Origin of the sequence: Micromonospora matsumotoense, assembly GCF_900091525.1 — a bacterium.
In the GTDB taxonomy this organism is placed as follows: domain Bacteria; phylum Actinomycetota; class Actinomycetes; order Mycobacteriales; family Micromonosporaceae; genus Micromonospora; species Micromonospora matsumotoensis.
In genome coordinates, this window is record NZ_FMCU01000004.1 from 239267 (window position 1) to 262241 (window position 22975).

The following is a 22975-nucleotide window of genomic DNA, read 5'->3' on the forward strand; positions in this document are numbered from 1 at the left end:
ACGCGGCGTAGCACGCGGCGGGCGCCCAGGGATCGGGGCAGTCGAGCATCGCCTTCTCCAGACGTCCGATCACCTGGCGATTCTGGCACCGTCTGCCGGCCGGGTCCCGATCTACACGGGCGGCCGTCGTACACCGGACAGCGCCCGAACGGGCGGGAATCCATCGATGGACATGGTCCTGCGACCGAACCTCTCCCCCATCGGTGGCCTTTCGGACCGCTCGATCCTGGTCGGGCACCGCCCCGGCAACGCTGACGCCGCCGTCCGGTGTCAACCGGGCGGCAGCGCGGGTTCGACCATCGCCGCGACGAGCGCGGCCACCGGTACGGTCGCGAAACCGACCCGGGCGTCGCTGGCCCCGTACGGCAGCCAGAGCAGGCCGGCGTGCACGAGCGCGCCGCAGGAGTAGACGACGTTCGGCACGTACCCGTCGCGCTCGGTCTCGTCGGGGGCCAGCAGCGCGCCGGGCAGTTCGGCGACGACCCGCTCCGGGCGGTGCAGGTCGAGCAGGAGCGCGCCGATGGCGTACCGGCGCATCGGGCCGACACCGTGGGTGAGCACGAGCCAGCCCGCGTCCGTCTCGACGGGTGAACCGCAGTTGCCGACCTGGATCAGCTCCCAGCCCCGGCGGGGGGCGTGCAGTGCTACCGGCCGCTGCCACTGGTTGTCGCCGCCCAGGCTGGTCAGGCCGATGGTCTCCCCGTCGGCACGGCACAGCGCGAGGTGCCGGCCGCCGACCGTACGGGGAAACAGCGCGACCCCCTTGTTGCGGACGCCCGGACCACGCATCGGGGTGATCTCGAAGCGTCGCAGGTCGGTGCTGCTCAGGGCCCGGGTGGCGATGCGTTGCCCGTCGTACGCGGTGTAGGTGGCCCGGTACACCGGTCCCGACTCGTCGACGAACCTGACGAACCTGGCGTCCTCCATCCCGTTCCGCTCGTCCGGGGTGGCCGGCCAGAGCACCCGTTGCGGCAGTCGGCTGTCGGCGGGGAACTCGACGGCGTAGCTGGCCGAACCGGCCCGTCGCAGGTGGGCCACGGTGGCCGGGGCGGTGCCCCGGGACAGCAGGTCGGCCGGCAGGTCGGCGATGACCCGGTCGAGCAGGGCCTCGTCGTAGCGGGCCGGCAGGGCATCCAGCACGGTGGCGGACACCTCGTCGTCGCAGTCGATCTCGGCGAGCCCGGCGGCGAGCAGATCGCGGCGGTGCCGCAGCGGAACCCGCCGGCCCACGGTCAGCGGGCCGGGCCGGGCATCGACGGTCAACTGGTCGCCGGGCCCGAGCACGGCGTCGGCGAACCCGATCGACGACAGGTGCCCCTCGCCGATCTGACGCAGGCTGATCGCGACCCGGAGCTGCCCCGCCGCCAGCCCGCCCTGGTCGGGGTGGACCACCATGGACGGGTTGCACAACGCGGCGGACTCCACCGCGTACTCGTGGCTGAAGTAGGCGCCGACCAGCAGGCGGGTGGCCGGGTCCAGGTCCCGGGACCGGGAGGCCCGGTGCCGGACCAGGTCGTAGTGGTGGTGGAAGGTGCGATCCAGGTCCCGGTGCCGGTCGCCGAAGCGGCGCCGGGCGTCCCGCAGCAGCCGGCCGGTCTCCTCGGCGTCGAGTCGGCAGATCCGGTCGATGAGCGCCTGCGCCCGGGTACGGGCCACGGCCGCGTCCTCGCCGGGGACGAAGAGCCTGACGACGACCCGGCCCGGGTCGGGGCGCAGGGTGAGGTCCCGCCGGACGACCGGGGGTCCGGTCACGACCACCGCCGGGCGTGCTGCAGGGTGGAGATGAGCGCGAGGGTCGACTCGGCACCCTGGTTGAGGTTGGGTCCGTGCCGGGTCAACCCGTCGTAGCCACCGCCGGTGGCCGGGTCCCACATCGGGGTGCCGACGTCGTTGTCGCCGAGGAACCACCCGACGGCCTGCCGCACACCGGTCTCCCAGCCGGCGTCGCCGGTGACGGTGGCGGCGGTGGCACAGGCGTCGGCGAAGGCGGCCACCTCGATCGGCTGCTGGTCGTGGCGCAGCCGCACCGCGCCACGTTCCCAACCGCCGGCCGGCACGACCGACAGCCGCCCGTCGCGCAGTTGGACGTCGCGCAGCCAGGCCAGCATCCGCAGGCCGTTGTCGAGCAGCGGTCCGTCGTGCCGTAGCTGGCTGGCCGCAATCACGACCTCGGCGAGAGCAGCGCTGGCATAGCTCAGCCGCGGTTGCGGCCAGGGCCAGCCCGGATCGGCCGGCGGCACCCCGATCGAGGTGGCCGCGTCGGACAGCAGCGCGGCGGCGACCGCGTGGCTGGGGTGACGGCGCAGCACCTCGACGGCACCGAGCGCGGCGAAGGCCATGGCGTGCGGGGCCGGGCTGCGACGCACGGCTCCCGTGCTGAAGGCGACCAGCGCCTCCTCCCGGATCCAGGGTGCCGGGCTGCGGGCCACTGCGGTGCCCAGCCCCCACAGCGCCCGTCCCCACCAGTCGCCGAGGCCGGGCTGGTCGGCCCAGTGCCGGTCGAGGCCGAGCCGGTTGTGGAAGGCGCCCCGGGAGTTCTGCGCGTGGGTCAGGAAGGCGAGGTAGCACTCCGCGAGCCGGAGCACCGCGCCGGTCGGCTCCGGCTCACGGCTGGTGACGACGAGGCCGCGGGCGACGTCGTCGGTGCAGTAGCCGTGCCGCCGCCGCACGATGGCGTGCCGGGCGTGTTCGAACAGCCCGGTGTCGTCGCTCAACCGGGCGAGGTGGGCGAAGCTCGGTGCGGGCGTGGCCGGTCGGCGGGCAGCGGACGGGCTGCCGGCCGGTGGACCGGCCCGGCCGACGGTCGCGGTCACGCCGACACCCCGCTGACCACGGGCGGCCCGGTGGCGGTGAGCCGGTCGGCGAGGGCCGCGTACCGGGCCGCCACCGCCGGCCAGCGCAGCTCGGCGGCCACCGGTCGACGGCGGCCGGCGAGTCGGGCCGCCAGGCCCGACTCCGTCAGGATGCGCCGGACCGCCGTGGCCAGCGCCGTCGGGTCCGCATAGGGTACGACCAGACCGGGCCCGCCGGTGAGCAGCTCCACGGCGTGCGGGAACGGGGTGGCCACGACGGGAATCCCGGCGGCCACCGCCTCGACGAGCACGCCGGAGGTGACCTGCTCGCGGGAGTCGTACGGGAGCAGGACCACGTCGGCGGAGCGGATCAGCGCGCCGAGCGTGGCCGAGTCGTGGTAGACCGCCTGGTAGTCCACGGTGTGTGCGACACCCAGTTGCGCGCCGAGTTGGTGCAGGCCCGCCCGGTACCGCTCGCCCTGCTGCTCGATCACCTTGGGGTGGGTGCGGCCCGCGACGGTGAAGGTGGGGGTCGGTTCGAGGTCCTGCAACCGGGCCAGCGCCCGCAACGACCACTCGATGCCCTTGCCGGGGCCGAGCAGCCCCCAGGTGAGCAGGTGCGGACGGGTGCGGCGGGGGCCGGACCGGCCGACCGGGTCGGCGGTGCCGTGCGGGATGACGGTGACCCTGGTCGGGTCCACGGTGTAGCCGACGAGCAGCCGGTCCCGGGCGGTGTCGGTCATCGTGACGACCGCCGCCGCCTCGGCGACGATCTGTTCCAGCAGGGACCGCTGCCGGGGGGTGGGCTGACGCAGCACGGTGTGCAGGACCACGATGCTCGGCACGTCCAGCCGACGCAGCAGCGGCAGGACGTCCCGGCCGTCGATGCCGGGATAGATGCCGTACTCGTGCTGGACGACGGCGATGTCGTAGGTGTTCAGGGCGGCGGCGGCTTCCCGCCAGCCACCCGGGGTCCGCGCCGACCAGGTGTGCACCACGCCGGGCGGGGTAGCCCCCTCATCGTCGGTGCCGTCGGTGACCCGGACGACGCCGCCGGGTTCGCCGCCCCCGGTGAGGTGCGCGGCCAGCGCGGCGTTGAAGGTGGCCAGGCCGCACCGGGTCGGTGGGTGGGTGCTGAGAAAACCGTAGCGGGGCATGGGTCTGGCCTTCCGATTGTCGGCCGCGGCCCGGGGTGACGGGCGCGACGCGGGCCGGCGGGTGTCGCCGGGGGAACAGGGTGGCCGGGCGCGGGGTCCGGCCGGGCGGCGGACGTCGGCCGGTCAGCGCCTTCCGCGCCAGGGCGAGCCGATGAGCTGTTCGTAGACGGCCAGGTAGTCGGTGACCATCCGGTCCGCGCCGAAGCGCAGCCGGGCCCGTTCCCGGCAACCGGCCCGGTCGATTCGCCCGATCCCGGCGACCGCGGCGGCGGCCTGCGCCACGGTGTGCACGAGCGACCCGGTGACCCCCTCGTCGACGACCTCCGGCATCGATCCGCGCGCGAACGCCACGACGGGTGTGCCGCACGCCATCGACTCCACCACCGACAGTCCGAACGGCTCGTCGAAGGCGATCGGGTGGAGCAGGGCGGCGCTGACGCCGAGAACCTCCGCGCGGCGGCGGGGGCCCACCGAGCCGAGGAAGACGACCTGTTCGCCGTCGATGTGCGGGGCCACCTGTTCGGCGAAGTACCGCTCGTCCTGCACGATGCCGCAGATGGTCAGGGGCCGACCGGCCAGCCGGGCGATCTCGATGGCGGTGTGGGTGCCCTTGTCCGGGTGGATCCGGCCGAAGGCGACCAGCCCCGGGCCGGCCTGCGGGCTGAACGGCAGCGCGGTGAGGTCCACGCCGTGGTGCACCGTCGCGACGTAGTCGAGCCCGGCGGCCCGGTCCGCGTCGGAGATCGACACGTACGACGAGCGGGCCCGGGCGTACGCGGGCAGGATGGCGGCGCCGGAGAAGCCGTGCACGGTGGTGAGCAGCGGCGCGCGGCAGTGCTCGGCGAAGGCGAGCGGCAACCAGTCGAGGTGGCTGTGCACCAGATCGAACTCCGCCGCACGGGCGAACGCGTGGGAGACGTGCATCGCCTCCCAGACCCGCCCGTCCATCGACGGGTCGTCGGCGTACCCGCGGGGGCACACCCCGTCGAGGGTGGCGGAGGTGACCGAGTCCAGCGTCGCGAAGAGGGTCACGTCCACGCCGCGGGAGGTCAGACCCTCGGCGAGCAGGCCGGTCACCTGCTCCCAGGGGCCGTAGTGGTGCGGCGGCGTCCGCCACGCGACCGGCCCGAGCAGGGCCACCCTCACGGGGACGGCGCGTCGACGAGGGCGGCCGGATCGAGCCGCAGGGTCGCGAGCAGGCCCGAGTGCTTGTCCGGGTCCACCCACTCCGGCAGTTCCCGTTCGACCCAGGCGGCTCTGGCCGGCTGGCCCCGCTCCCGTAGGGCGTCGACGATCCGGTTCCTGGCGATCCTCATCGGGTGCTCCCTCATGAAGCCGTGGGGGTGTTCGTGGGCCCTTCGGCGTGCGGAAGAGGGCGTGCTGGTCGTCCTCGTCGGTACGGGCCCACGTCGGTGCGGCCCAGCCGGGCGGGTGCGGGGGAGAACAGCCCGTCCGCGCGACGAACGGTGCCGGCCGCCGGGCGGCCGGGATGCGGAGGACGTCGTCGCGGTGATCATCATGGATCAGGCCCGTCAGGCCGACTACGGCGAACTGGCGGGGCCACCGGGGACCCGAGCGACAACGCCACCGTACGCCTCATCCGGCAGGAAGACACCATGGTGGCCGGCGAACCACCGCCCCGGGTGACCCCCCGCGGGCCGGAACAGGTCGGTGGCGCCCCGGGTACTCCGTCCGTGTCAGACGAGGGCGGGTCGGCCGGCGGGGTGCGGCGGATCGATCTGTCGATGGCGGAGGCTGGGCCGGCCGACGTCGAGAGGTCTCACCACGGCATTGACCTGCGTGGCTTCACCGCGTCGAGATCAACTTGTCACGCCCGTGACACGATCCGGCTCAACAGTGGGTCATCGTCGCCCACCCCTCAAGGAGCGTCATGGCCCCCACCCCACCGACCGACGCCGAGCTGGACGTCCTCATCCGCGCCCGGCTCGCGTCGCTCGGCATCGATCTCGACCAGCTCCCACCCGGCACCACCGCCGACCCGCAGACCGGCTCCCCCGGCCGGGACTCCGTCCTGGCGTCGCTGCGCTCCTTCGTCCGCGGCACGGTCGGCACCCTCGCCGCCTACCAGCCGCCGACGCCGGCCGGCACCGACCCGGCCGTGGCCAGGGCACTGTCCCAGCAGCCCGCGCCGATGCTCTACCCCTCGATCAGCACGGAATGGCGGAAGTGATGAGCACAGCACCTGCCGACCGCGGCGTCGACCGTCGCGCCTTCCTCGCCCGGACATCCGCGCTGGCCACCGCCTCGGCGGTCGGCGGCATCGTCGGGCTGCCCGCCGTGGCCTCGGCGGCCGGCGACAGCCGAACATCCGCCGTGCCGGCGGGCCGCTACAACCCGGCGCTGGCCGTGCCGAACGCCTACGTCAAGCCGCGCCCGGAGGCGGTGGCCGACCCGACCGAACTGACCGTCGCCGAGGCGGCCTGGCTGATCCGGGCTGGCAAGCTCACCCCGCAGCAGCTGGTCGAGGCGTACCTGGCCCGGATCTCCACCAACGAGCCGACCTACCAGGCGTTCAACCTGGTGCTCGCCGACCAGGCGGTCAAGGCGGCCCGGGCGATGGCGAAGAAACCGCACCGGGGCGCGTTGCACGGCATCCCGCTGGCCATCAAGGACAACTACTACACCGCCGGGGTGCCGACCACCGCCAGCTCGTACCTGTTCGCCGACTTCCGGCCCCCGTACGATGCCACGGCGGTGACCCGGCTGGTCACCGGCGGCGGGGCGATCGTGCTGGGCAAGACCCAGATGGGTCCGTTGGCCACCACCCGGGCCACCACCCCGAGCGGGGTGGTCACCACGGTCAACGCCTGGACCCCGACCAACGCGGGCACCGACCCGGGCGGTTCCTCCACCGGCACCGCCACCGCCGTGGCGGGACGGCTCGCCACCTCCGGCACCGGCACCCAGACCGGTGGGTCGATCACCGCGCCGTCCAACGCGCAGAACCTCACCGGCCTCAAGCCGACCATGGGTCGGGTGTCGCTGCACGGGATCATCCCGCTCAGCTACACCCGCGACCATCCCGGTCCGCTGGCCCGTGACGCCAAGGACGCGGCCATCATGCTCACCGCGATGGCCGGCGAGGACCCGGCCGACCCGCGCAGCCAGGGCCTGCCCGAGGTGCCCAAGCTGATCGACGCGGCCACCCCGGCCTACCAGGGCGGCAAGCTGAAGCTGCGGTGGAAGACCCGGATCGGGGTGCTGCCCGGCTTCACCGCCGGCGCCTCGGAGACCGCGCTGGCCCGGCAGGCCTACCTGGCGAAGCTCGCCGCGATCACCGGCGCGACGATCGTCGACGTGCCGCTGCCCGACGAGTGGGAGCTGCTCACCGGCACCGCGTTCAACAACGTACGGCTGCCGGAGCGCACCGAGCCCTTCCTGCCCTACCTGCGCACCGACCTGCGCGGTTTCGGGGTTTCGGTGACCGGCTGGTTGCAGGGCGCGCTGCTGGGCGGCAGCGAGTTCATCACCGGTCAGCGGGCCAAGCTGCTGCTGATGGAGCGGGTGCTGGACCAGCTCTTCGCCGACTGCGACGTGGTGGTGCAGACCGGCCCGGTGCCGTTCGACATCCTCGGCCTGCCGGAGATCGCCTTCCCGATCGGGTTCACCGGCGCGGGCCTGCCGATCGGCACCATCCTCGGTGGCCTGCCGTACGGCGAGGACCGGCTGCTGTCGGTGGCCGCCGCCTACCAGGCGGTGACCGACTGGCATCTGCGCCGACCGGCCGATCCGCCGGCCACCCCGGCGGCGGCGCGCGGCGCGGCCCCGGCCGGCCTGCGGCTCACCGCCGAGGAGGTCGCCCAGCTCAGCCAGTGACCGTCAGGCCGTCCGCCCGCCGGCTCACCGGCGGGCGGACGGCACCCGGCGGCGGACCACAGCCGGCGGGCGGACGTGCCGCCACCAGCGCATCCCGCCCGGCCGGATCGCCGGCAGCGGCACCCGGCGGGCCGGAGTCGACCGGTGGTGACCGACCTCAGCCGATCGTGGTCAGCTTCGGCAGCACCTCCTCGGCGACCCGCCGGGTGAACTCCACCGGGTGCCGGTCCGGGGTGACCTGCACCTCGGTCACGCCGAGCGCGGCGTATCCGGCCACCTCGGCCAGGAATCCGTCCACGTCGGCCAGCGGCGGTCGCATCACGAGGACCGTCTTGTCGATGGCGTCGTAGTCGCGGCCCTCGGCGGCGCAGTGCCCCCGCAGCACGTCCAGCTTGTGCGCCACCTCGGCAGGGCTGCTGCCGAACAGGTTGCAGGCGTCGGCGTACCGGGCCACCAGCAGCAGGGTCTTCTTCTCGCCGCTGCCGCCGATCATGATGGGCGGGTGGGGCCGTCGCAGCGGCTGCGGCGAGTTGAGCGTCTCGGCCAGCCGGTAGTGCCGACCCTCGAACGGCCCGTTGTCGTCGCTCCACATCTGCCGGCAGATCCGCAGCGTCTCCTCCAGCCGTTCGAACCGCTCGGCCACCGGCACCACCGGCACCCCGAGGCCGTGCTGCTCACGCTCGTACCAGGACGCGCCGATGCCGAGCCGGGCCCGGCCGCCGGAGAGCACGTCCAGGGTGGTCACGATCTTGGCGAGCAGCCCCGGGTAGCGGTACATCACGCCGGTGACCAGCACGCCGAGCGTCATCCGCGAGGTCCGCGCCGCGACGAAACCCAGCGTCGTGTACGCCTCCAGCATCGGCTCCTCGGCCGGGGCCATCGCCTCCATCTGGAAGTAGTGGTCCATCACGGTGAACGATGCGACCCCGGCCTCCTCCGCGATCGTCGCGGTCTCGATCAGTGTCGGTGCGATCGCCGCCGGATCGGCCGGGGTCGAGTAGTTCCAGTAGTGCAGTCCGAGTCTCATGCCTCGTCCACCTCCCCACCGATCCTAGTGGCGTACGGGGCCGCCCGCCCCGGCTGCCGCCGGCGACGCGTCACCGTCCAGCACCGCGCGGGTCAGGGTGGCCAATCCCGCCTCCCAGCGCGCGTCGGGCCAGTCCCGCAGGTGTTCCACCAGGTCGCTGCGCACGGCTGCCAACAGGGCGTGGGCGAGGTAGTCCGCCGACGCGGGGCCGCGCGCCTCGGTGACGAGCGCGACCAGCAGGACGTGCCACTCCTCGTACGACCCGGTGCGGTAGGGGCTGCCGTCGCCCGCGTTCTCCAGGGCCAACGTCAGTACCCGACTGTCCCGTTTGAACCGCACCACCTCGCGGAGCAGGTGCAGGGCGCGCTCCGCCGGTGGACCCCCCGGTGGCGCCGCCGTCAGTGCCGCCCGCAACTGGTCGCCGCGCTGCGCGTACAGGGCACGGAGCAGCCCCATCCGGTCGCCGAAGCGGCGGAACAGCGTGCCCTTGCCCACGCCGGCGGCGGCGGCGATGTCGTCCATCGAGACCTGGTCGGGGTCGGTCGCGGCATCGAACAACCGATCCGCGGCGGCCAGTACGGCCGTCCGGTTTCGTGCCGCGTCGGCGCGCACACGCTCTCCCCTCGCGAAACGGACCATCAGTCCGCTACAGTGAAGCGGACCGGCCGTCCGCTATGGTAGCCATGCAGCGGGACGGCACCGACGACCAGGGGACAATCGTGTCGAACCCTTCCACCGTCCTGTTCCACCGGGCCATGCACCTGTTGCTCGCCAAGGACATGCCGGGATTCATCGCCCTGTTCGCCGACGACGGCGTCATGGAGTTCCCGTTCGCGCCGGCCGGGCAGCCGAGCCGGGTCACCGGCCGGGCCGCCGTGCACGACTACCTCATCGACTACCCGCACATCCTCGACGTTCGCGAGATCACCGAGGTCACCGTGCACGAGACCACCGATCCGGCGGTGCTCGTCGCCGAGTTCACCGCCAGTGGCGTCGTCGTCGCCAGCGACCGGCCCTACCGACTGCGGTACATCGCCGTGTTGACCATCCGGGACGGCCACATCGTGCACTACCGCGACTACTGGAACCCGCAGGCCGCACAGGACCTGCTCGGCGGCGGGCTGGTGCGCTCGTGATCCTGGTCACCGGCGGCACCGGGACGACCGGCCGGCTCGTCGCCGCCACCCTCGCCGACGCCGGCCGCCCGGTCCGCGTCGCCAGCCGCCGGGCCTCCGCCGGGGACGTCCGCTTCGACTGGTACGACCCCGGCACCCACCACGCCGCGGTGGAGGGCGTGACGGGCGTGTACCTGATCCCGCCCGTCGGTGAGGTCGATCCCGCGCCGGTCATGCTGCCGTTGCTGGAACTGGCCCACACCCGGGGAGTGCGGCGGGCCGTCCTGCTCAGCTCCTCGGCAATCGAGGCCGGCACTCCCGGCCTGGGCGAGGTGCAGGCCCGACTGGGCACGCTCTTCCCCGAGTGGGCGGTGCTGCGGCCCTCCTGGTTCATGGAGAACTTCGTCGGCGATCATCCGCACGGCGTGAGCGCCCGGGAACGCGGCGAGATCATCAGCGCCACCGGCGACGCCCGGGTCGGCATCGTCGATCCGGCCGACATCGCCGAGGTGGCGGTCCGCGCCCTCACCGATCCGACGTCGCACGACACCGAGCACCTCATCACCGGCCCCGAACGCCTGAGCTACGCCGAGATCGCCGCCGTCCTCACCGACACCGGCGGCCAACCGGTCCGGCACCGTGCCGTCAGCGAGGCCGCACTCACGGCGTACCACGAGGCCAACGGCCTGCCACCCGACTTCGCCCGGTTCCTCGCGAGCCTGGACACGGCGATCGCGGCCGGCGCGGAGGACCGGACCACCAGCACCGTCGCGGACGTGACCGGCCGCCCACCCCGCTCGTTCCGGGACTTCTGCCGCGACCGGCTGCCCGGCGGCCCCCGCTCCACCCCGGACCGCGCCCCGACACCGACCTGACGGGTCGGCCGGTACGGCCCGCGCCGGCCGACGCCACGGCTGCGGCGTCGACCGGCGCGGATCGACCGGCGCGGATCGTCGGGAGCGGGTCGTCCGGCGCGGATCGACCGGCGCGGGTCGTCCGGACGACGACCGACGGTGCCGCCGGCCCCGGTGGGCAGCACGGTGCCGGCGGCGGGTGCCCCCGCCTACGCGGTCCCCCGCCCCGGGGAACGGGCCGGTCAGGGAGTCAGGAAACCCTCGGCCCGCAGCCACGCCTCGCACGCGTCGGTCCAGGTCGCCGTGTGCGCGTCGCGGGCGATGAAGGGGTGGCTCCGGCCGCCGTACGTGATGCCGTCGGCCAGCCCGATACCGTGTCCACCGCGCGGGTAGATGTGCAGTTCGACCGGGACCCCGGCCGCCACGAGCACCCGGGCCCATTCCAGGGCGTTGGGGACCCCCGGCGGGTCCTGGGCGGCCGCCCACACGAACGTCGGGCAGACCGTCGAGTCCACGTGCCGCGCCGGCGACAACTCGTCCTTGATCGGGATCAGCTCGCCCAGCAGCCCCTCGACCGCCGGCGGGGGAAGCAGATCCAGATCGGCCAGGGCGTACGCCAGGATCGCGAAGTCCGGGCGCGGCGGGTCGACCACACCGGTCTCGATCGACAGCACCGCACCGGTCATCAGCAGGCCGGCCAACTGCCCGCCGGCGCTGGAGCCGATCACCCCGACCGGGCCGGTCTCCAGCCCGTGGACGCCGCTCCTGACATGGTCCAGCGCGGCACGGGCGTCCTGCAACGGTGCGGGGAACCGGTCGGGCAGCAGCCGGTATTCGAGGACGAAGGCGTGCAGCCCGATGCTGGCCAGCCAGCGGGCGTAGCCCTCCCCCTCGTGCGGTGGGAGTTCCCGGAAGCGGCCGCCGGGGAGGACCAGCACGGCCGGCCGGGGGCCGGTGAAACGGTCGGCGGCCGGATAGACCGTGATCCGCTCGGAGATTGTTGCCTGAGTCGGCGAGATGGCAGTGCCACCTTTCGCTACCACGCCTCCATGCCTGACGATCGTCCGCCACCGGCACGCGACGCTACGGCGATGCTAACCGGCGGCGCCGACGGCGCGCGGGGCGGGCGACCCGGTCGTCGCCCGCCCCGCGCCCGGGTCGCTCAGCCGCGCCGCCACTTCTGGTTGGCCCCGCCGGTGCACTCCCAGATGACCAGCCGGGCACCGTCCGCGCTGTTCGCGCCCTGCACGTCGACACACTTGTTGGCCTGCGGGTTGACCAGGTCACCGGCGCCACTGAGGACGAACTGCTGGGCCGGGTTGCCGCTGCACCTGGCCAACTGGACGACCGCTCCGTTGGCGGTCGAGCCCCAGGCCACGTCCATGCACAGCCCGAGCGCCCGCACGGTGCCGTCACCGGCGAAGGTCCACCGTTGGGCGTTGGTGCCGTTGCAGGTCCACAGTTGCAGGTACTGGCCGTCGACACCGTGGGAGTTGGGCACGTCGATGCACTTGCCGGCGTACCCGACGAGCTGGCCGGCACCGCCACCGCCGGTGGTGGTCAGCGACAGCCCGTACGCGCCGAGGATCTCGTTGACCGGCTGGTAGACGGTGGTGCCACCGGAGTTGCAGTCGCCACCGGCACCGGAGGTGACCCCCTGCGCCTGGTTGCCGGAGATGAACGCCCCACCCGAGTCGCCGGGCTGGGCGCACGCGCTGCTCGCCACCAGGCCGTACACCAGGGAACCGGAGTAGTTGACCGTGACGTCCCGGGCGGTGATCGTGCCGCACCGCCAGCCGGTGGTCCGGCCGGACCGGCAGACCGCGCTGCCGACGGCGGCCTCCGCCGAGCCGGCCACCGCGGTCGTGCCGCCGTTGTAGGTGTTCACCGTGGGCGTGGCCACCCACGAGGAGTTGGTCTGCACCCAGGCGTAGTCGTTGCCCGGGAAGGACGAGCCCCGGAAGGTGCCCTGCGCGACGCCGCTGCCGCTGGTGGTGCTGCCCGCCCCACCGCAGTGTCCGGCGGTGACGAAGCCACCGGCGACGGCGAAGCCGACCGAGCAGAGCGTGTTGTTGTTGATGACGTACTGGTCGCCGCCCCGGATGTCGTAGACCGGGCGGTACGGCTGCGCGGCGGCGACCGGACGGGCCGCGTCGGCGGTGCCGGTGGCCTGGGCGAACGCTTGGGCCGAGGCGGTGTCGGCGGCCTGGATCACCACGCTGTTGCTCGCCGGGTCGACATACCAGGAGTGCACGGCCGGGCCGGCCCGGCCGGCCGCCCGGTCGAGGGTGGCCCGGGCCCGGTCCAGCTCGGCCAGGCTCCGGCGGACCACCTGCGGCTGAGCGCCGGTGCGGCGGACCCGCGTGGCGTCGGCGGCCGTGGTCACCCCGACCACCAGGGCCCTCCCGTCCCCCGCGATCCAGGACCCGCCGTACGCGACGCCCAGCTCGGCCCGGAGCCGGCGCTCGGTCGACGGCGCAGCGGCCTCGACGACCGAGCGGACGCGGAGCTGCTCGTCGGTCAGACCGAGGTCCCGGCGCAGCGCCGCCCGTTGCCCGGCGGGAAGGCCGGCGGACGGGTCGACGGCGGCCGACGCGGTCGGGTCGGCCGACGGGACGGCCGGCGCGGCCCCGGCGGGCGCGGCGGCCAGCGCACCGACCAGCGTCGCGGCCCCGAGAACGGCACCCAGGTGACGGATCATTCTGCACCCTCCAGAGTATTCGATGGACGTGAGAGCGCTCTCAGGCAACAATCCTGACTAATTGAGGGACAGCTGTCAATGCGAGGTCGCCGGACCGGTCGGCGACCAGGCCATCGGGCCGACCGGTTCCCCGAGCACCCTTCGCATTTCCCTTGAGCGGCATTAGGCTCTGCGCAGTCCGGAGTGGACGACCACGGAGGTGCCCATGAAGAAGATGACCGTCCGTCGTACGAGTGCACTGCGTCTGGTGTCCGGCGCCCGCCGGCTCTGGATCGAGTGGTGCTGGTAACTGCCGGCCCGGCGGGCGCCCCCGGGCGCCCGCCCTCGGCGGCACCGGCCCGACCGTGACCGGCGCACCACCGGGGTACGACTGCCACCGCGACCACGGGCCGTACGCCGGGGTCGCGGATCTGCTCCACCGCATCGCCGCCGACCGCCCCCGGCTGGCCGCCCGGCACCGAACCGAACTGCGGGCCATCGCGCCCCGGCTCGACCCGACGGCCCGCACCGCCGCCGACGAGGCGCCGATCCGGTTCCACCCCGCCCGACGCACCGCCGCCCTGGCCTACGGCGCGACCGAGTTCGTGGCGGCCTGGGCGGGCACCCTCCGACGCCCGGTCACGCTCCGGTTCGCGCACGTCGGCGCGGCCGACGAGACCACCCGGGAGCTGCTCGACTCGCTGGCCGGCCGGCTCGGGGCGTACCCGGTGGGACTGGAACTGTGCGACGACGGCCCGGCCCGGCCGGCGGTCGACCCGACCCCGGCGACCCTGCGCACCAGCCTCGGCGAGAGCCTGGCCGGCGGCTTCTACCACCATGCTGCCCGCACGGGCCGGCACGGACGTGCCCTGGTCACCCCGGCCGACGACCTGCCGCACTGGTGGGCGTTCACCACCGGCCTGGCCACCGCCCTGGCGGCGCTGGACCAGGCCACCGAGGCGCTCGACCTCTATCACGAGGCGCGGACCGTCACCGACGACCCCAAGATCACCATGTCGGCCGCGTACGCCACCGCCATGTTGTACGCCCGGCACCTGCCCGCCGCAGCCCAGGACCCGGCGCGGGCGCGGCACTGGCTGGAGCAGGCGCTCCGGCTCGCCCGCACGGTCACCGACCCCCGGCAACGGGTGCTGTCGACCGTCTTCTACGAACAGGGCGTGGCCCTGCTGGACAGCCGGGCGGGTGAACCGGAGCGGGCGCTGCGGCTGATCGACGACGGGCTGGCCCGGCTGACGGCCGTGCTCGCCCCCGGTGAACGCCCCCAGGACCTGGCCCGGCTGCGCCACAACCGGGCCCAGGTCTATCTGGCGTTGGGTGATCCGCAGCGGGCCCTGACCGAACTCGACACCGTGATCGGCCACGACCCCGACAACTGCGAGTACTACGTGGACCGGGCCGCCCTGCACCGGGCGGCCGGGCGGCACCGGGCCGCGATCCGGGACCACGGCAGCGCCATCCGCCTCGGGCCGCACCTGCCGGAGGCGTACTACAACCGGGCGGTGCTGCACCAGGAACGGGGCCGCGCCGGGCAGGCCCGGGATGACCTGGAACGGGTGCTCGCCATCGAGCCCGGGCACCTCGACGCCCGGATCGCCCTGGTCAACCTGCACCTCGGCCGGGGCGCGCTCGACGTCGCCGAGGCGGGGGCGCGGGCCGGGCTGATGCGGGCCCCGGACGAGCCGGCCCTGCTGTGCACCCTCGGGCTGATCCGCTCGGAGCGCGGCGACCCGGCCGGGGCCGAGGAGCTGTTCAGCCGGGCGTTGGCCGGCGATCCGGAGCTGGTCGAGGCGTGGACGAACCGGGCCGCCGTCCGGTTCGACCGGGGCGAGGTGGCCGCCGCCGTGGCCGACCTGGACCGGGCGGTCGCGCTGTCGGCGGCACCGGTGCCCCGCTACAACCGGGGCACCGCGCTGGCCCGGCTGGACCGGTGGGACGAGGCGGCCCGGGACTTCGCCGACGCGCTCGCCGCACCCGACCTGGACCGGTCACTGCGTCGCGACCTGCGCAGCGCACTCGCCCGCTGCCGCCGTCGCACCTCCTGACCGGCCGCACGTCACGGTGGCGACACCGGGTGGACAACGACGTCGGGGTACGCGCAGCCGGGCGGACGGCCCGGCTGCGCGCACCCCCGATGGTCGACCGGTCAGCTGCGCAGGCTCCACTGCTGGTTGGTGCCGCCGTTGCAGGCCCAGAGGATCAACTTGGTGCCGTTGGCCGTACCGGCGGCGTTCGCGTCCAGGCAGAGCCCGGACTGCGCGCCGGTGATGGTGCCGTTGGCGTTGACGTTCCACTGCTGGTTGGTGCCGCCGTTGCAGTCCCAGATCACCACCTTGGTGCCGTTGCTGGTGCCCTGCCCGGAGGCGTCCAGGCACTTGTTGCCATAGACCATCAACTGCCGGCTGGCGGTCTGGGTCCACCGCTGGTTGGCCGCGCCGGTGCAGTCCCAGAGCTGGGCCTGGGTGCCGTTGGTGGTGCTGGAACCGGTGACCTCGGCGCACCGGCCGGACTGGACCCCGACGAGCTGCGCGCCCTGCGTCGGCGGGTTGGTGGTGCCCTGCACCCCGGCGTTGGCGATGACGGTCTGCGCGCCCGAGGGCCAGTTGTTGTTGCTGACCACGGTGTTGTTGTTGACGACGTTGCCCCGGTCACCGTTGGTCACGTTGGTGCTGTTGTTGGTCGACCAGTTGTTGGTGACGGTGAAGTTGCCCATGTTCTCGGCGTACCAGTAGTTGGCGGTCGCCCAGGTGCCGGTGGAGGAGAACACGTTGTTGCGGGCGGTGTAGTAGCGGGAGCCCTCGTCGAAGTAGAGCCCGAACCAGCCGTTGGTGCGCAGGCAGTAGTTCTCGTTGATGGTCCCGCCCGGGTTGGCCGACAGCGTGTAGAGGCAGCCGCCGTCGGTCATCTGCTGCATCACGTCGTGGATGTAGTTGCCGATGACCTGGTTGTTGGCCGCCGTGGTCGCCGTCGAGTAACGCGGCTGGTAGTTGTAGAGACCCCGGTTGGCGTAGTGCTGACTGCCGCCCGCGTCGTTGGCGCCCCAGCCGTAGCCGACCGACAGCCCGGTGTACGGCATGTTGTAGACCTCGTTGTGCGACACCAGCGAGGTGTTGACGTAGGTGGTCAGGATCGAGACGACGCCCCGGTACTCCAGGCCGAGGTCGTGCACCCGGTTGTTGCTGATGGTGATGTTCCGGTTGATCATCCGCTGGTCGCCCGGGTGGTGGGCGTCGGCGCGCACCCCGCCGACCACGACACCGCCGGCCGAGTTGCGGGCGATCTCGGAACGGGTGACGGTGATGTTGCTGGCTCCCAGGCCGACCCCGCTGGCGTGCGCGTTGGCGTCGTTGCCGATGCCGATGGCGGTCTGCCCGAGGTTGACGAACTGGGAGTCGCTGAAGGTGATGGTGTTGGCGGCGGAGACCTGCACGGCGGCCGGCATCTGGGCCCAGCTCGGCCGGGTCGCCTCGAACAGCGGGCAACCCTCCTGGCAGGAGGTCAGGGCGTCGGCCGGACGGGCCCAGGTGCCGACGATGTGCGCGCCGGTCTGCTGGTCGGCGAAGCCGTTGCTGCTGCTCGGGCCGAGCCAGCTGGTGCCGGTGAAGGTGATCCCGCTGAACGCGATGTGGTGCGCCGGAGCGTCATAGCTGCCACCGACGTTCACCAGCGACTGCAACTGGGGCAGCTCCACGCTGACGCTGCTCATGTTCTGCCCGGCCAGCGGGATGTAGTTGAGCTGCCCGCTGCCGGGGTTGAGGTACCACTCCCCCGCGCTGTCCAGGAACTCGTAGGCGTTGGCCAGGTAGAACGGGCCGGCCCGGTGCGGCTTGGACAGGGTGTCGAAGCCGAACGTGTTGTTGTTCCAGGCCGGCTGCTGCATGGTCAGGAAGTTGCCGCTGATGCTCTGCACCGGCGAGTACCGGTCGGTGAACGAGCCGACGCTCTCCACCTCGACCCGGTTCTGGTTGCCCAGGTTGTTCAGGTAGCTCAGCGCGCCGTTGCTGAACCGCATGCCGCTGGTGGTGAAGGTGAAGTCGGCCCGGTTCACCGCGGTCCGCGCCCGGGTGGCGACCGCGCCGTTGACGTAGAGCTGCCGGCTGTCGAGGCCGGCGGGGACGTTCGCCCGCCAGATGTTCTTCCCGGCGTCGACCAGCGACCAGCCGGTGACCGCCCGGGCCCCGCTGATCACCGGGCGGGCGGACGCGGCGGCCCGCCACGTCACGGTGTAGCCGTTGGTGCCGGAATCGGCGGCGGTCAGCCGGAACGGTGCGGCGAGCCGGTAGACGCCGTCGGCCAGCTCGACGACGATGTCGCCGGACATCGACGTGTTGAGGGAGCGCACCGCGTTCTGCGCCTCGGTCAGCCCGCACGGCTGGCTGGCGGAGCAGGCGGTGCCGGTGCCGGCGGGGGAGGCGTAGAGGGTGGTGGTGGCGGCCAGGGCGGGGGTGGCCGAGGCGACCACGGCGACCGCGGCGGCGACCGCCGTGGCGGCCAGGCCGGCCAGCACCTGCCTGCGCCCTGTGGGGGATGTCGGGACGGACACGGGTGGGACTCCTATCGTGGTGGGGGGTGGTGGGACGTCCCGGCCGACGGTGGAATCATGCCGCGACCGGGGTGAGCAGACCGGCGGCCCGCAGCGCCGGCCACAGCGTCGCCGGGACGTCGGCGTCCGCGCGGGCCAGGGTCTGCGTGACCTGCGCGCTGCTGCGCAGGCCGACGACCGTCGAGACGACTGCCGGATGGGACCGGACGAAGGCGAGCGCCGCCTGGGGCAGGGTGACGCCGTACGCCTGGCAGACGTCGGCGATCCGCCGGGCCCGGTCGAGCAGCTCCGGCGGGGCCTGCTGGTAGTTGTAGGTCGCGTCGGCCGGTGGCCGGTCCCGGGACAGCAGCCCGGAGTTGTAGACCCCGGCGATCACCACGCCGACGCCCCGCTCCTCGGCGGCGGGCAGCAGGTCGGCAAGCGCGCCCTGTTCAAGCAGGGTGTAGCGGCCGGCGCACATCACCACGTCCACGTCGGTCTCCCGGACGAACCGGGTGAGCAGGTGGGACTGGTTCATGCCGGCCCCGATGGCCCCCACCACGCCCTGGTCGCGCAGCTCCACCAGGGCGGGCACCGCCTCGGTCGCGGCCTGCTCCCAGTGGTCGTCGGGGTCGTGCAGGTAGACGATGTCCAGCCGGTCCAGGCCGGTGCGGGCCAGGCTGGACTCCAGCGAGCGGAGCACCCCGTCCCGGCTGAAGTCCCAGACCCGCCGGTGGTCGGCGGGCACGTCGAACCCCTCCGGGTCGCGCCGGTGCGCGTCCTGCGGCGACGGTACGAGCAGCCGCCCGACCTTCGTCGACACCACGTACTCGTCGCGCGGACGGGTACGCAGGGCCGCGCCGAGCCGCCGTTCGGACAACCCGAGCCCGTAGTGCGGCGCGGTGTCGTAGTAGCGCAGCCCACCCGCCCAGGCGGTGTCGACGGCGGCGGCGAACCCCTCGTCGGTGGTGGCCCGGTAGAGGTCGCCACCCTGCGCCCCACCGAAGCCCAGCTCGGTGAGGCGCACCGCCGGCCGGCGCGACAGCGCGTGCGCTCTCACGACGCCTCCAGTCGGTACACCCGCCGGGCGGTGTGCCGCCAGATCGCCGCCCGGCCGTCGGGGTCGAGTGGGTCCAGCAGTCCCGCCAGGGTGTCGACCCAGCGGGGGTAGGAGCTGGCGAGCAGGCAGACCGGCCAGTCGGAGCCGAACATCAGCCGGTCCGGACCGAACGCGTCGAGGGCGTGCTCCACGGCCGGTCGCAGATCCTCCGGGGTCCAGGGCGAGTGGCCCACCTCGGTGACCAGGCCGGAGAGTTTCGCCGTGGTGTTGGCCGAGGCCGCGAGGGCGCGCAGGTCGCGGGCCCACCCGCCGAGGTCCGCTCCGCCCAGCGCGGGCTTGCCGAGATGGTCCAGGACGAACCGCACCTCGGGCAGGTCGCGGGCCACCCGGCTGGCCGCCGCCAGTTGGTGCTGGCGGACCAGCAGGTCGAAGGCGAGACCGGCGGCGCCCACCGCCGCGATCGCCCGCCGCACGTCGGCCCGGTCGAGGAACGTCGGGTCGGGCTCGTCCTGGACGGAGTACCGGACGCCGACCAGCCGTTCGCCGCCCCGCGCCGCCCGCAGCCGGGCCACCCGGTCGGGGACGTCGTCCGCGGTGAGATCCAGCCAGCCGACGACACCGCACACGAGCGGGCTGTCGGCGGCGACGCCCAGCAGGTCCACCGTCTCCGCCTCGGTGGAGTTGGCCTGCACCAGGACGGTCTGGGTCACCCCGGCGTCGCGGGCCACCCGGTCGAGGTCGGCCGCGGTGAAGTCGGCGTCGATCGCCGCCATGGTGGCCGGGTCGATCCACGGTTGCGGGTGCCGGGCCCGCACCCAGAGATGGTGGTGGGCGTCGACGATGTCGGTGGGTCCGGCCGGCACGGTCATCGGCCCAGCCACCCGCCGTCGACGGGCAGGACGACGCCGTTGACGTAGTCCGACGCGGGCGCGGCCAGGAACACCGTCGCGCCGGCGAGGTCGTCGGCGTTTCCCCACCGGCCGGCCGGGATCCGGGTCAGGATGGCCCGGTCGCGTTCCGGGTCCTCCCGCAGCGCCCGGGTGTTGTCGGTGGCGATGTAGCCGGGGGCGATGGCATTGACGTTGACCCCGTGTCCCGCCCACTCGTTGGCCAGCGCCTTGGTCAGCCCGGCGATGCCGGACTTGGAGGCGGCGTAGCCGGGGACGGTGATGCCGCCCTGGAAGCTGAGCAGCGACGCGGTAAAGATGATCTTCCCTCGGCCCCGGGCCACCATTTCCCGGCCGATCTCCCGGCTCAGCACGAACTGGCTGGTCAGGTTGACCTCGATGACGTGGTCCCACATCTCGTCGGGGTGCTCCGCGGCGGGGGCGCGGGCGATGGTGCCGCCGTTGTTGACCAGGATGTCGATCGGGCCGAGGTCGTGCAGGTCCCCGACCAGGCGACGCACCGCGACGCGGTCGGCCAGGTCGGCGCGCAGCGCGGTGAACCGGCGGCCCGCCGCGCGTACCCGCTGCTCCACCTCGCTGCCGGTGGCCTCCAGCTGGGCCGACACGCCGACGACGTCGGCACCGGCCACGGCCAGCGCCTCGGCCATGGCCAGCCCGATGCCCCGGCGGGCGCCGGTCACCACGGCGGTCCGGCCGGACAGGTCGAACAGAGTGCTCATCGGTCCCCCTCCTGCCAGTCGAGCAGCACCTTCATCACGCCGCCGCCCTCCAGGGCGGTGAAGGCCGACGCCGCCGCGTCGGCGGGCACCACCCGGGAGATGAGTTGCCGGGCCGGGATCGCACCGGAGGCGACCAGCCGGACCGCCTCCACCATGTCGTCGCGCTGATAGAGCCGGGCGCCGAGCAGTTCCAGCTCACGCCAGAAGACCCGGTGCAGGTTCACCGGCCGGGGCTGCGGATGGATCGCCACCATCACCAGCCGGCCCCGGGTGGTCAGCACGTCGACGGCGGTGCCGACACCGGCGGCGGAACCGGAGACCTCGAAGGCCACGTCGGCGCCCGCACCCTCGGTGCGCGCGTCGACCAGGGCCGCCACGTCGGTCTCCCCCGGGTCGACGGCGTCGATCCCGATCCCGGTGGCCACCGCACGGCGGAACGGGTCCGGTTCGACCAACAGGACCCGCGCGCCACGCTGCCGGGCCACGGTGGCGATGAGCACGCCGACCGGTCCGCCACCGACCACCACGACCTGGTCGGCGTCGGTCACCCGGCCCCGCCGTACGTCGTGCACGGCGACCGCGACCGGTTCCACCAGGGCCGCCTCGTCGAGGGGCAGCCCGTCGGGGAGCGGCACGACCAGCTCGGCCGGGACGGTCCAGGAGGACTGCATGGCCCCGGGCGAGTCCACGCCGAGGAAGTTCATCGCGTGACAGATGTGCGGGTTCCCGCGCCGGCAGGCGACGCACCGGCCGCAGAAGCGGGTGGGCAGCACGGTGACCGGCTGACCCACGGCGTGCCCGGTGACCCCCGCGCCGACCTCGGCGACCCGCCCGGACATCTCGTGCCCGATCACCGCCGACGCGCCCACCCGGGCGTCCATGTCCCCGTGGTAGACGTGCAGGTCGGTGCCGCAGATCCCGGTGTAGGCCACCGCGATCCGCAGCTGACCTGGCCCCGGCGGCTCGGGGTCGCGGTGCTCGACCTCCAGGTGCCGCGCGCTCCGGTAGACCACTGCCTTCATGCGTACTCCCTCGCGGGTCGGGGTCTCAGTGCCCGACGGCGGACGGCAGGCCGTCGTGGTGGTGCGCCGGGGTGCCGGGCAGCCCGGTGACGTACCGCCCCGGCCCGGCAACGACCTGGTCGACCTCCGCCAGCAGCCGGCGGCCGGCCCGTTCCGGCCGGACGTTGGGGCCGTCGGGCGTGGGCACGTCCGACCGGCGCGGATAGGTGCGGATCTCCTCCTCGGCGATCGTGACGCCCAGGCCCGGGGTGTCACCGAGGACGAACGCGCCGTCCTCGACGTGCAGGTCGCGGGTGATCCCGACCGGTGGCCGGAGGTCCTGCAACTCGCTGACCAGGTGGTTCGGCACCGACGTGGCGGCGTGCAGCAGCCCGACGGGACTGTTGCCGATCGGGCTGACCGGCAGGTCGTAGGCGTGGGCCAGGGCGGCAACCCGCAGGAAGTGGGTGACCCCCCAGACCGCGGCCATCTGCACGATGTCGACCGCCGACGCGGCGAGCAGCGGCCGGTACTGTTCGAGGCCGGTGAGGTTCTCCCCGGTGGCGACCGAGGCCCGGACCCCGCGCCCGACGACGGCCAGGCCTTCGGCGTCCCACCGTCGGACGGGTTCCTCGATCCAGACGAGGTCCAGGGTGCGTTCGAGTTCGCAGACGTGCCGGACGGCCTGCTTGCGGGTCCACGCCTCGTTCACGTCGAGCATCAGGCCGGGCCGCTGCCCCCGCCCGGCCTCGGTCAACACGTCCCGGACCAGGTGCAGCCGGTGCCGGTCCCGCTCGATGTCGAGGCCACCCTTGAGTTTGGCGGCCCGCAGCCCGTGTCGGGCGTAGACCGTGTAGGCCGCCGCCAGGTCGTCGTCGTCCAGGCCGATGTCGAGGCCGGACGCGTAGGCGGGCACCCGCGGGTCGCGGCCGCCCAGCAGCCGCCACAGCGGTTGACCCGCCGCCTGGGCCTTGATGTCCCACAGCGCGGTGTCCAGCGCCCCGATGGTGCCGAACACCGAGCCAGCGTGACCGGCCTTGAAGGTCTGCCGCAGCATCCGGTCGTAGAGGGTGGTCACGGCGCGGGGGTCCTCGCCGTCGATCGCGGCGAAGATCCGTTCGACGTCCGCATGTGGTCCGAGGCCGATCCCGGTGATGCCCTCGTCGGTCTCGACCACGATGATCGGCACCGAGGTCGCCCCGTCGGTGAAGACGCCGTTCGCGTCGCCGACGGGCCGACCCCACTCCTGCACGGTGGTCAGGGTCCGGTATCCGGTGATCCGCAT

Annotated in this window: 20 protein-coding genes; 5 read left to right on the forward strand and 15 right to left on the reverse strand. The window is 73.7% G+C overall.

Annotated elements, in window-relative coordinates:
• Positions 1-270 precede the first annotated feature (270 nt).
• The 5 genes from GA0070216_RS10895 to GA0070216_RS34465 all read right to left on the reverse strand — a co-directional run bounded on the left by GA0070216_RS10895 (position 271) and on the right by GA0070216_RS34465 (position 5265).
• Complete coding sequence (locus tag GA0070216_RS10895) at positions 271-1752, reverse strand: glycoside hydrolase family 130 protein (protein WP_091243336.1); 1482 nt, start codon at positions 1750-1752, stop codon at positions 271-273.
• Positions 1749-2813, reverse strand: coding sequence for a glycosyltransferase (locus GA0070216_RS10900; protein WP_091243340.1), 1065 nt, complete (start codon positions 2811-2813; stop codon positions 1749-1751). Before GA0070216_RS10900 ends, GA0070216_RS10895 begins: the two co-directional genes overlap by 4 nt.
• Complete coding sequence (locus tag GA0070216_RS10905) at positions 2810-3949, reverse strand: glycosyltransferase (RefSeq protein ID WP_091243346.1); 1140 nt, start codon at positions 3947-3949, stop codon at positions 2810-2812. The genes GA0070216_RS10900 and GA0070216_RS10905 overlap by 4 nt, the downstream gene beginning before the upstream one ends.
• A gap of 123 nt (positions 3950-4072) precedes the next feature.
• Positions 4073-5095, reverse strand: coding sequence for a glycosyltransferase family 4 protein (locus GA0070216_RS10910; protein ID WP_091243349.1), 1023 nt, complete (start codon positions 5093-5095; stop codon positions 4073-4075).
• Entirely contained in the window at positions 5092-5265 is a 174-nt protein-coding gene (locus GA0070216_RS34465; protein ID WP_176738911.1) for a hypothetical protein, read from the reverse strand. Before GA0070216_RS34465 ends, GA0070216_RS10910 begins: the two co-directional genes overlap by 4 nt.
• Positions 5266-5840: 575 nt before the next feature.
• On the opposite strand from GA0070216_RS34465, the gene GA0070216_RS10915 reads away from it, so the two are divergent.
• Together GA0070216_RS10915 and GA0070216_RS10920 are read left to right on the forward strand one after the other, a co-directional pair.
• Positions 5841-6140: a hypothetical protein gene (locus tag GA0070216_RS10915; RefSeq protein ID WP_091243353.1), complete on the forward strand. Its 300-nt coding sequence runs from the start codon at positions 5841-5843 to the stop codon at positions 6138-6140.
• Complete coding sequence (locus tag GA0070216_RS10920; RefSeq protein WP_245722427.1) at positions 6140-7786, forward strand: amidase; 1647 nt, start codon at positions 6140-6142, stop codon at positions 7784-7786. The genes GA0070216_RS10915 and GA0070216_RS10920 overlap by 1 nt, the downstream gene beginning before the upstream one ends.
• A 157-nt stretch (positions 7787-7943) precedes the next feature.
• Here GA0070216_RS10920 and GA0070216_RS10925 read toward each other — a convergent pair whose 3' ends face one another.
• Together GA0070216_RS10925 and GA0070216_RS10930 are read right to left on the reverse strand one after the other, a co-directional pair.
• Positions 7944-8813 (reverse strand): LLM class F420-dependent oxidoreductase, encoded by an 870-nt coding sequence (locus GA0070216_RS10925; RefSeq protein ID WP_091243360.1) that lies wholly within the window; start codon positions 8811-8813, stop codon positions 7944-7946.
• A gap of 24 nt (positions 8814-8837) precedes the next feature.
• Positions 8838-9425: a TetR/AcrR family transcriptional regulator gene (locus tag GA0070216_RS10930; RefSeq protein WP_091243363.1), complete on the reverse strand. Its 588-nt coding sequence runs from the start codon at positions 9423-9425 to the stop codon at positions 8838-8840.
• A 107-nt stretch (positions 9426-9532) separates the two neighbouring features.
• On the opposite strand from GA0070216_RS10930, the gene GA0070216_RS10935 reads away from it, so the two are divergent.
• Both GA0070216_RS10935 and GA0070216_RS10940 read left to right on the forward strand, forming a co-directional pair.
• Positions 9533-9949 (forward strand): nuclear transport factor 2 family protein, encoded by a 417-nt coding sequence (locus tag GA0070216_RS10935; protein ID WP_218108165.1) that lies wholly within the window; start codon positions 9533-9535, stop codon positions 9947-9949.
• The gene (locus GA0070216_RS10940; RefSeq protein WP_091243369.1) at positions 9946-10803 is read left to right on the forward strand and encodes an NAD-dependent epimerase/dehydratase family protein; all 858 of its coding nucleotides are present in this window, start codon (positions 9946-9948) and stop codon (positions 10801-10803) included. Before GA0070216_RS10935 ends, GA0070216_RS10940 begins: the two co-directional genes overlap by 4 nt.
• Positions 10804-11024: 221 nt before the next feature.
• On the opposite strand, the gene GA0070216_RS10945 is transcribed toward GA0070216_RS10940, so the two are convergent.
• Complete coding sequence (locus GA0070216_RS10945; protein ID WP_091243372.1) at positions 11025-11825, reverse strand: alpha/beta hydrolase; 801 nt, start codon at positions 11823-11825, stop codon at positions 11025-11027.
• Between the two features lie 119 nt (positions 11826-11944).
• Positions 11945-13483, reverse strand: coding sequence for a ricin-type beta-trefoil lectin domain protein (locus GA0070216_RS10950; RefSeq protein WP_091243376.1), 1539 nt, complete (start codon positions 13481-13483; stop codon positions 11945-11947).
• 344 nt (positions 13484-13827) lie between these two features.
• On the opposite strand from GA0070216_RS10950, the gene GA0070216_RS10955 reads away from it, so the two are divergent.
• Positions 13828-15525 (forward strand): tetratricopeptide repeat protein, encoded by a 1698-nt coding sequence (locus tag GA0070216_RS10955; RefSeq protein WP_091243380.1) that lies wholly within the window; start codon positions 13828-13830, stop codon positions 15523-15525.
• 101 nt (positions 15526-15626) lie between these two features.
• Here the strand turns inward: GA0070216_RS10955 and GA0070216_RS10960 are convergent, their stop codons facing one another.
• Genes GA0070216_RS10960 through GA0070216_RS10985 form a run of 6 tightly spaced genes read right to left on the reverse strand, consistent with a single transcriptional unit; the run spans position 15627 to position 22975 of the window.
• Positions 15627-18023, reverse strand: a complete 2397-nt coding sequence (locus GA0070216_RS10960; protein WP_091243384.1) for an RICIN domain-containing protein — start codon at positions 18021-18023, stop codon at positions 15627-15629.
• A 55-nt stretch (positions 18024-18078) separates the two neighbouring features.
• Entirely contained in the window at positions 18079-19062 is a 984-nt protein-coding gene (locus tag GA0070216_RS10965; protein WP_091243389.1) for an aldo/keto reductase, read from the reverse strand.
• Positions 19059-19931: an amidohydrolase family protein gene (locus GA0070216_RS10970; RefSeq protein ID WP_176738912.1), complete on the reverse strand. Its 873-nt coding sequence runs from the start codon at positions 19929-19931 to the stop codon at positions 19059-19061. Before GA0070216_RS10970 ends, GA0070216_RS10965 begins: the two co-directional genes overlap by 4 nt.
• A complete protein-coding gene (locus GA0070216_RS10975; RefSeq protein WP_091243392.1) occupies positions 19928-20689 on the reverse strand; it encodes an SDR family NAD(P)-dependent oxidoreductase in 762 nt (253 codons plus the stop codon). The genes GA0070216_RS10970 and GA0070216_RS10975 overlap by 4 nt, the downstream gene beginning before the upstream one ends.
• Entirely contained in the window at positions 20686-21711 is a 1026-nt protein-coding gene (locus GA0070216_RS10980; protein ID WP_091243395.1) for a zinc-dependent alcohol dehydrogenase, read from the reverse strand. The genes GA0070216_RS10975 and GA0070216_RS10980 overlap by 4 nt, the downstream gene beginning before the upstream one ends.
• A 25-nt stretch (positions 21712-21736) precedes the next feature.
• A complete protein-coding gene (locus tag GA0070216_RS10985) occupies positions 21737-22975 on the reverse strand; it encodes a mandelate racemase/muconate lactonizing enzyme family protein (RefSeq protein WP_091243397.1) in 1239 nt (412 codons plus the stop codon).

Excerpts from the sequence above, each read along its gene's own strand:
- GA0070216_RS10950 (WP_091243376.1), bottom strand. The coding sequence starts at position 13,483 with ATGATCCGTCACCTGGGTGCCGTTCTCGGGGCCGCGACGCTGGTCGGT.
- GA0070216_RS10975 (WP_091243392.1), bottom strand. The coding sequence starts at position 20,689 with ATGAGCACTCTGTTCGACCTGTCCGGCCGGACCGCCGTGGTGACCGGC.
- GA0070216_RS10915 (WP_091243353.1), top strand. The coding sequence starts at position 5,841 with ATGGCCCCCACCCCACCGACCGACGCCGAGCTGGACGTCCTCATCCGC.
- GA0070216_RS10920 (WP_245722427.1), top strand. The coding sequence starts at position 6,140 with ATGAGCACAGCACCTGCCGACCGCGGCGTCGACCGTCGCGCCTTCCTC.
- GA0070216_RS10925 (WP_091243360.1), bottom strand. The coding sequence starts at position 8,813 with ATGAGACTCGGACTGCACTACTGGAACTACTCGACCCCGGCCGATCCG.
- GA0070216_RS10980 (WP_091243395.1), bottom strand. The coding sequence starts at position 21,711 with ATGAAGGCAGTGGTCTACCGGAGCGCGCGGCACCTGGAGGTCGAGCAC.
- GA0070216_RS34465 (WP_176738911.1), bottom strand. The coding sequence starts at position 5,265 with ATGAGGATCGCCAGGAACCGGATCGTCGACGCCCTACGGGAGCGGGGC.
- GA0070216_RS10905 (WP_091243346.1), bottom strand. The coding sequence starts at position 3,949 with ATGCCCCGCTACGGTTTTCTCAGCACCCACCCACCGACCCGGTGCGGC.
- GA0070216_RS10985 (WP_091243397.1), bottom strand. The coding sequence starts at position 22,975 with ATGCGGATCACCGGATACCGGACCCTGACCACCGTGCAGGAGTGGGGT.
- GA0070216_RS10970 (WP_176738912.1), bottom strand. The coding sequence starts at position 19,931 with ATGACCGTGCCGGCCGGACCCACCGACATCGTCGACGCCCACCACCAT.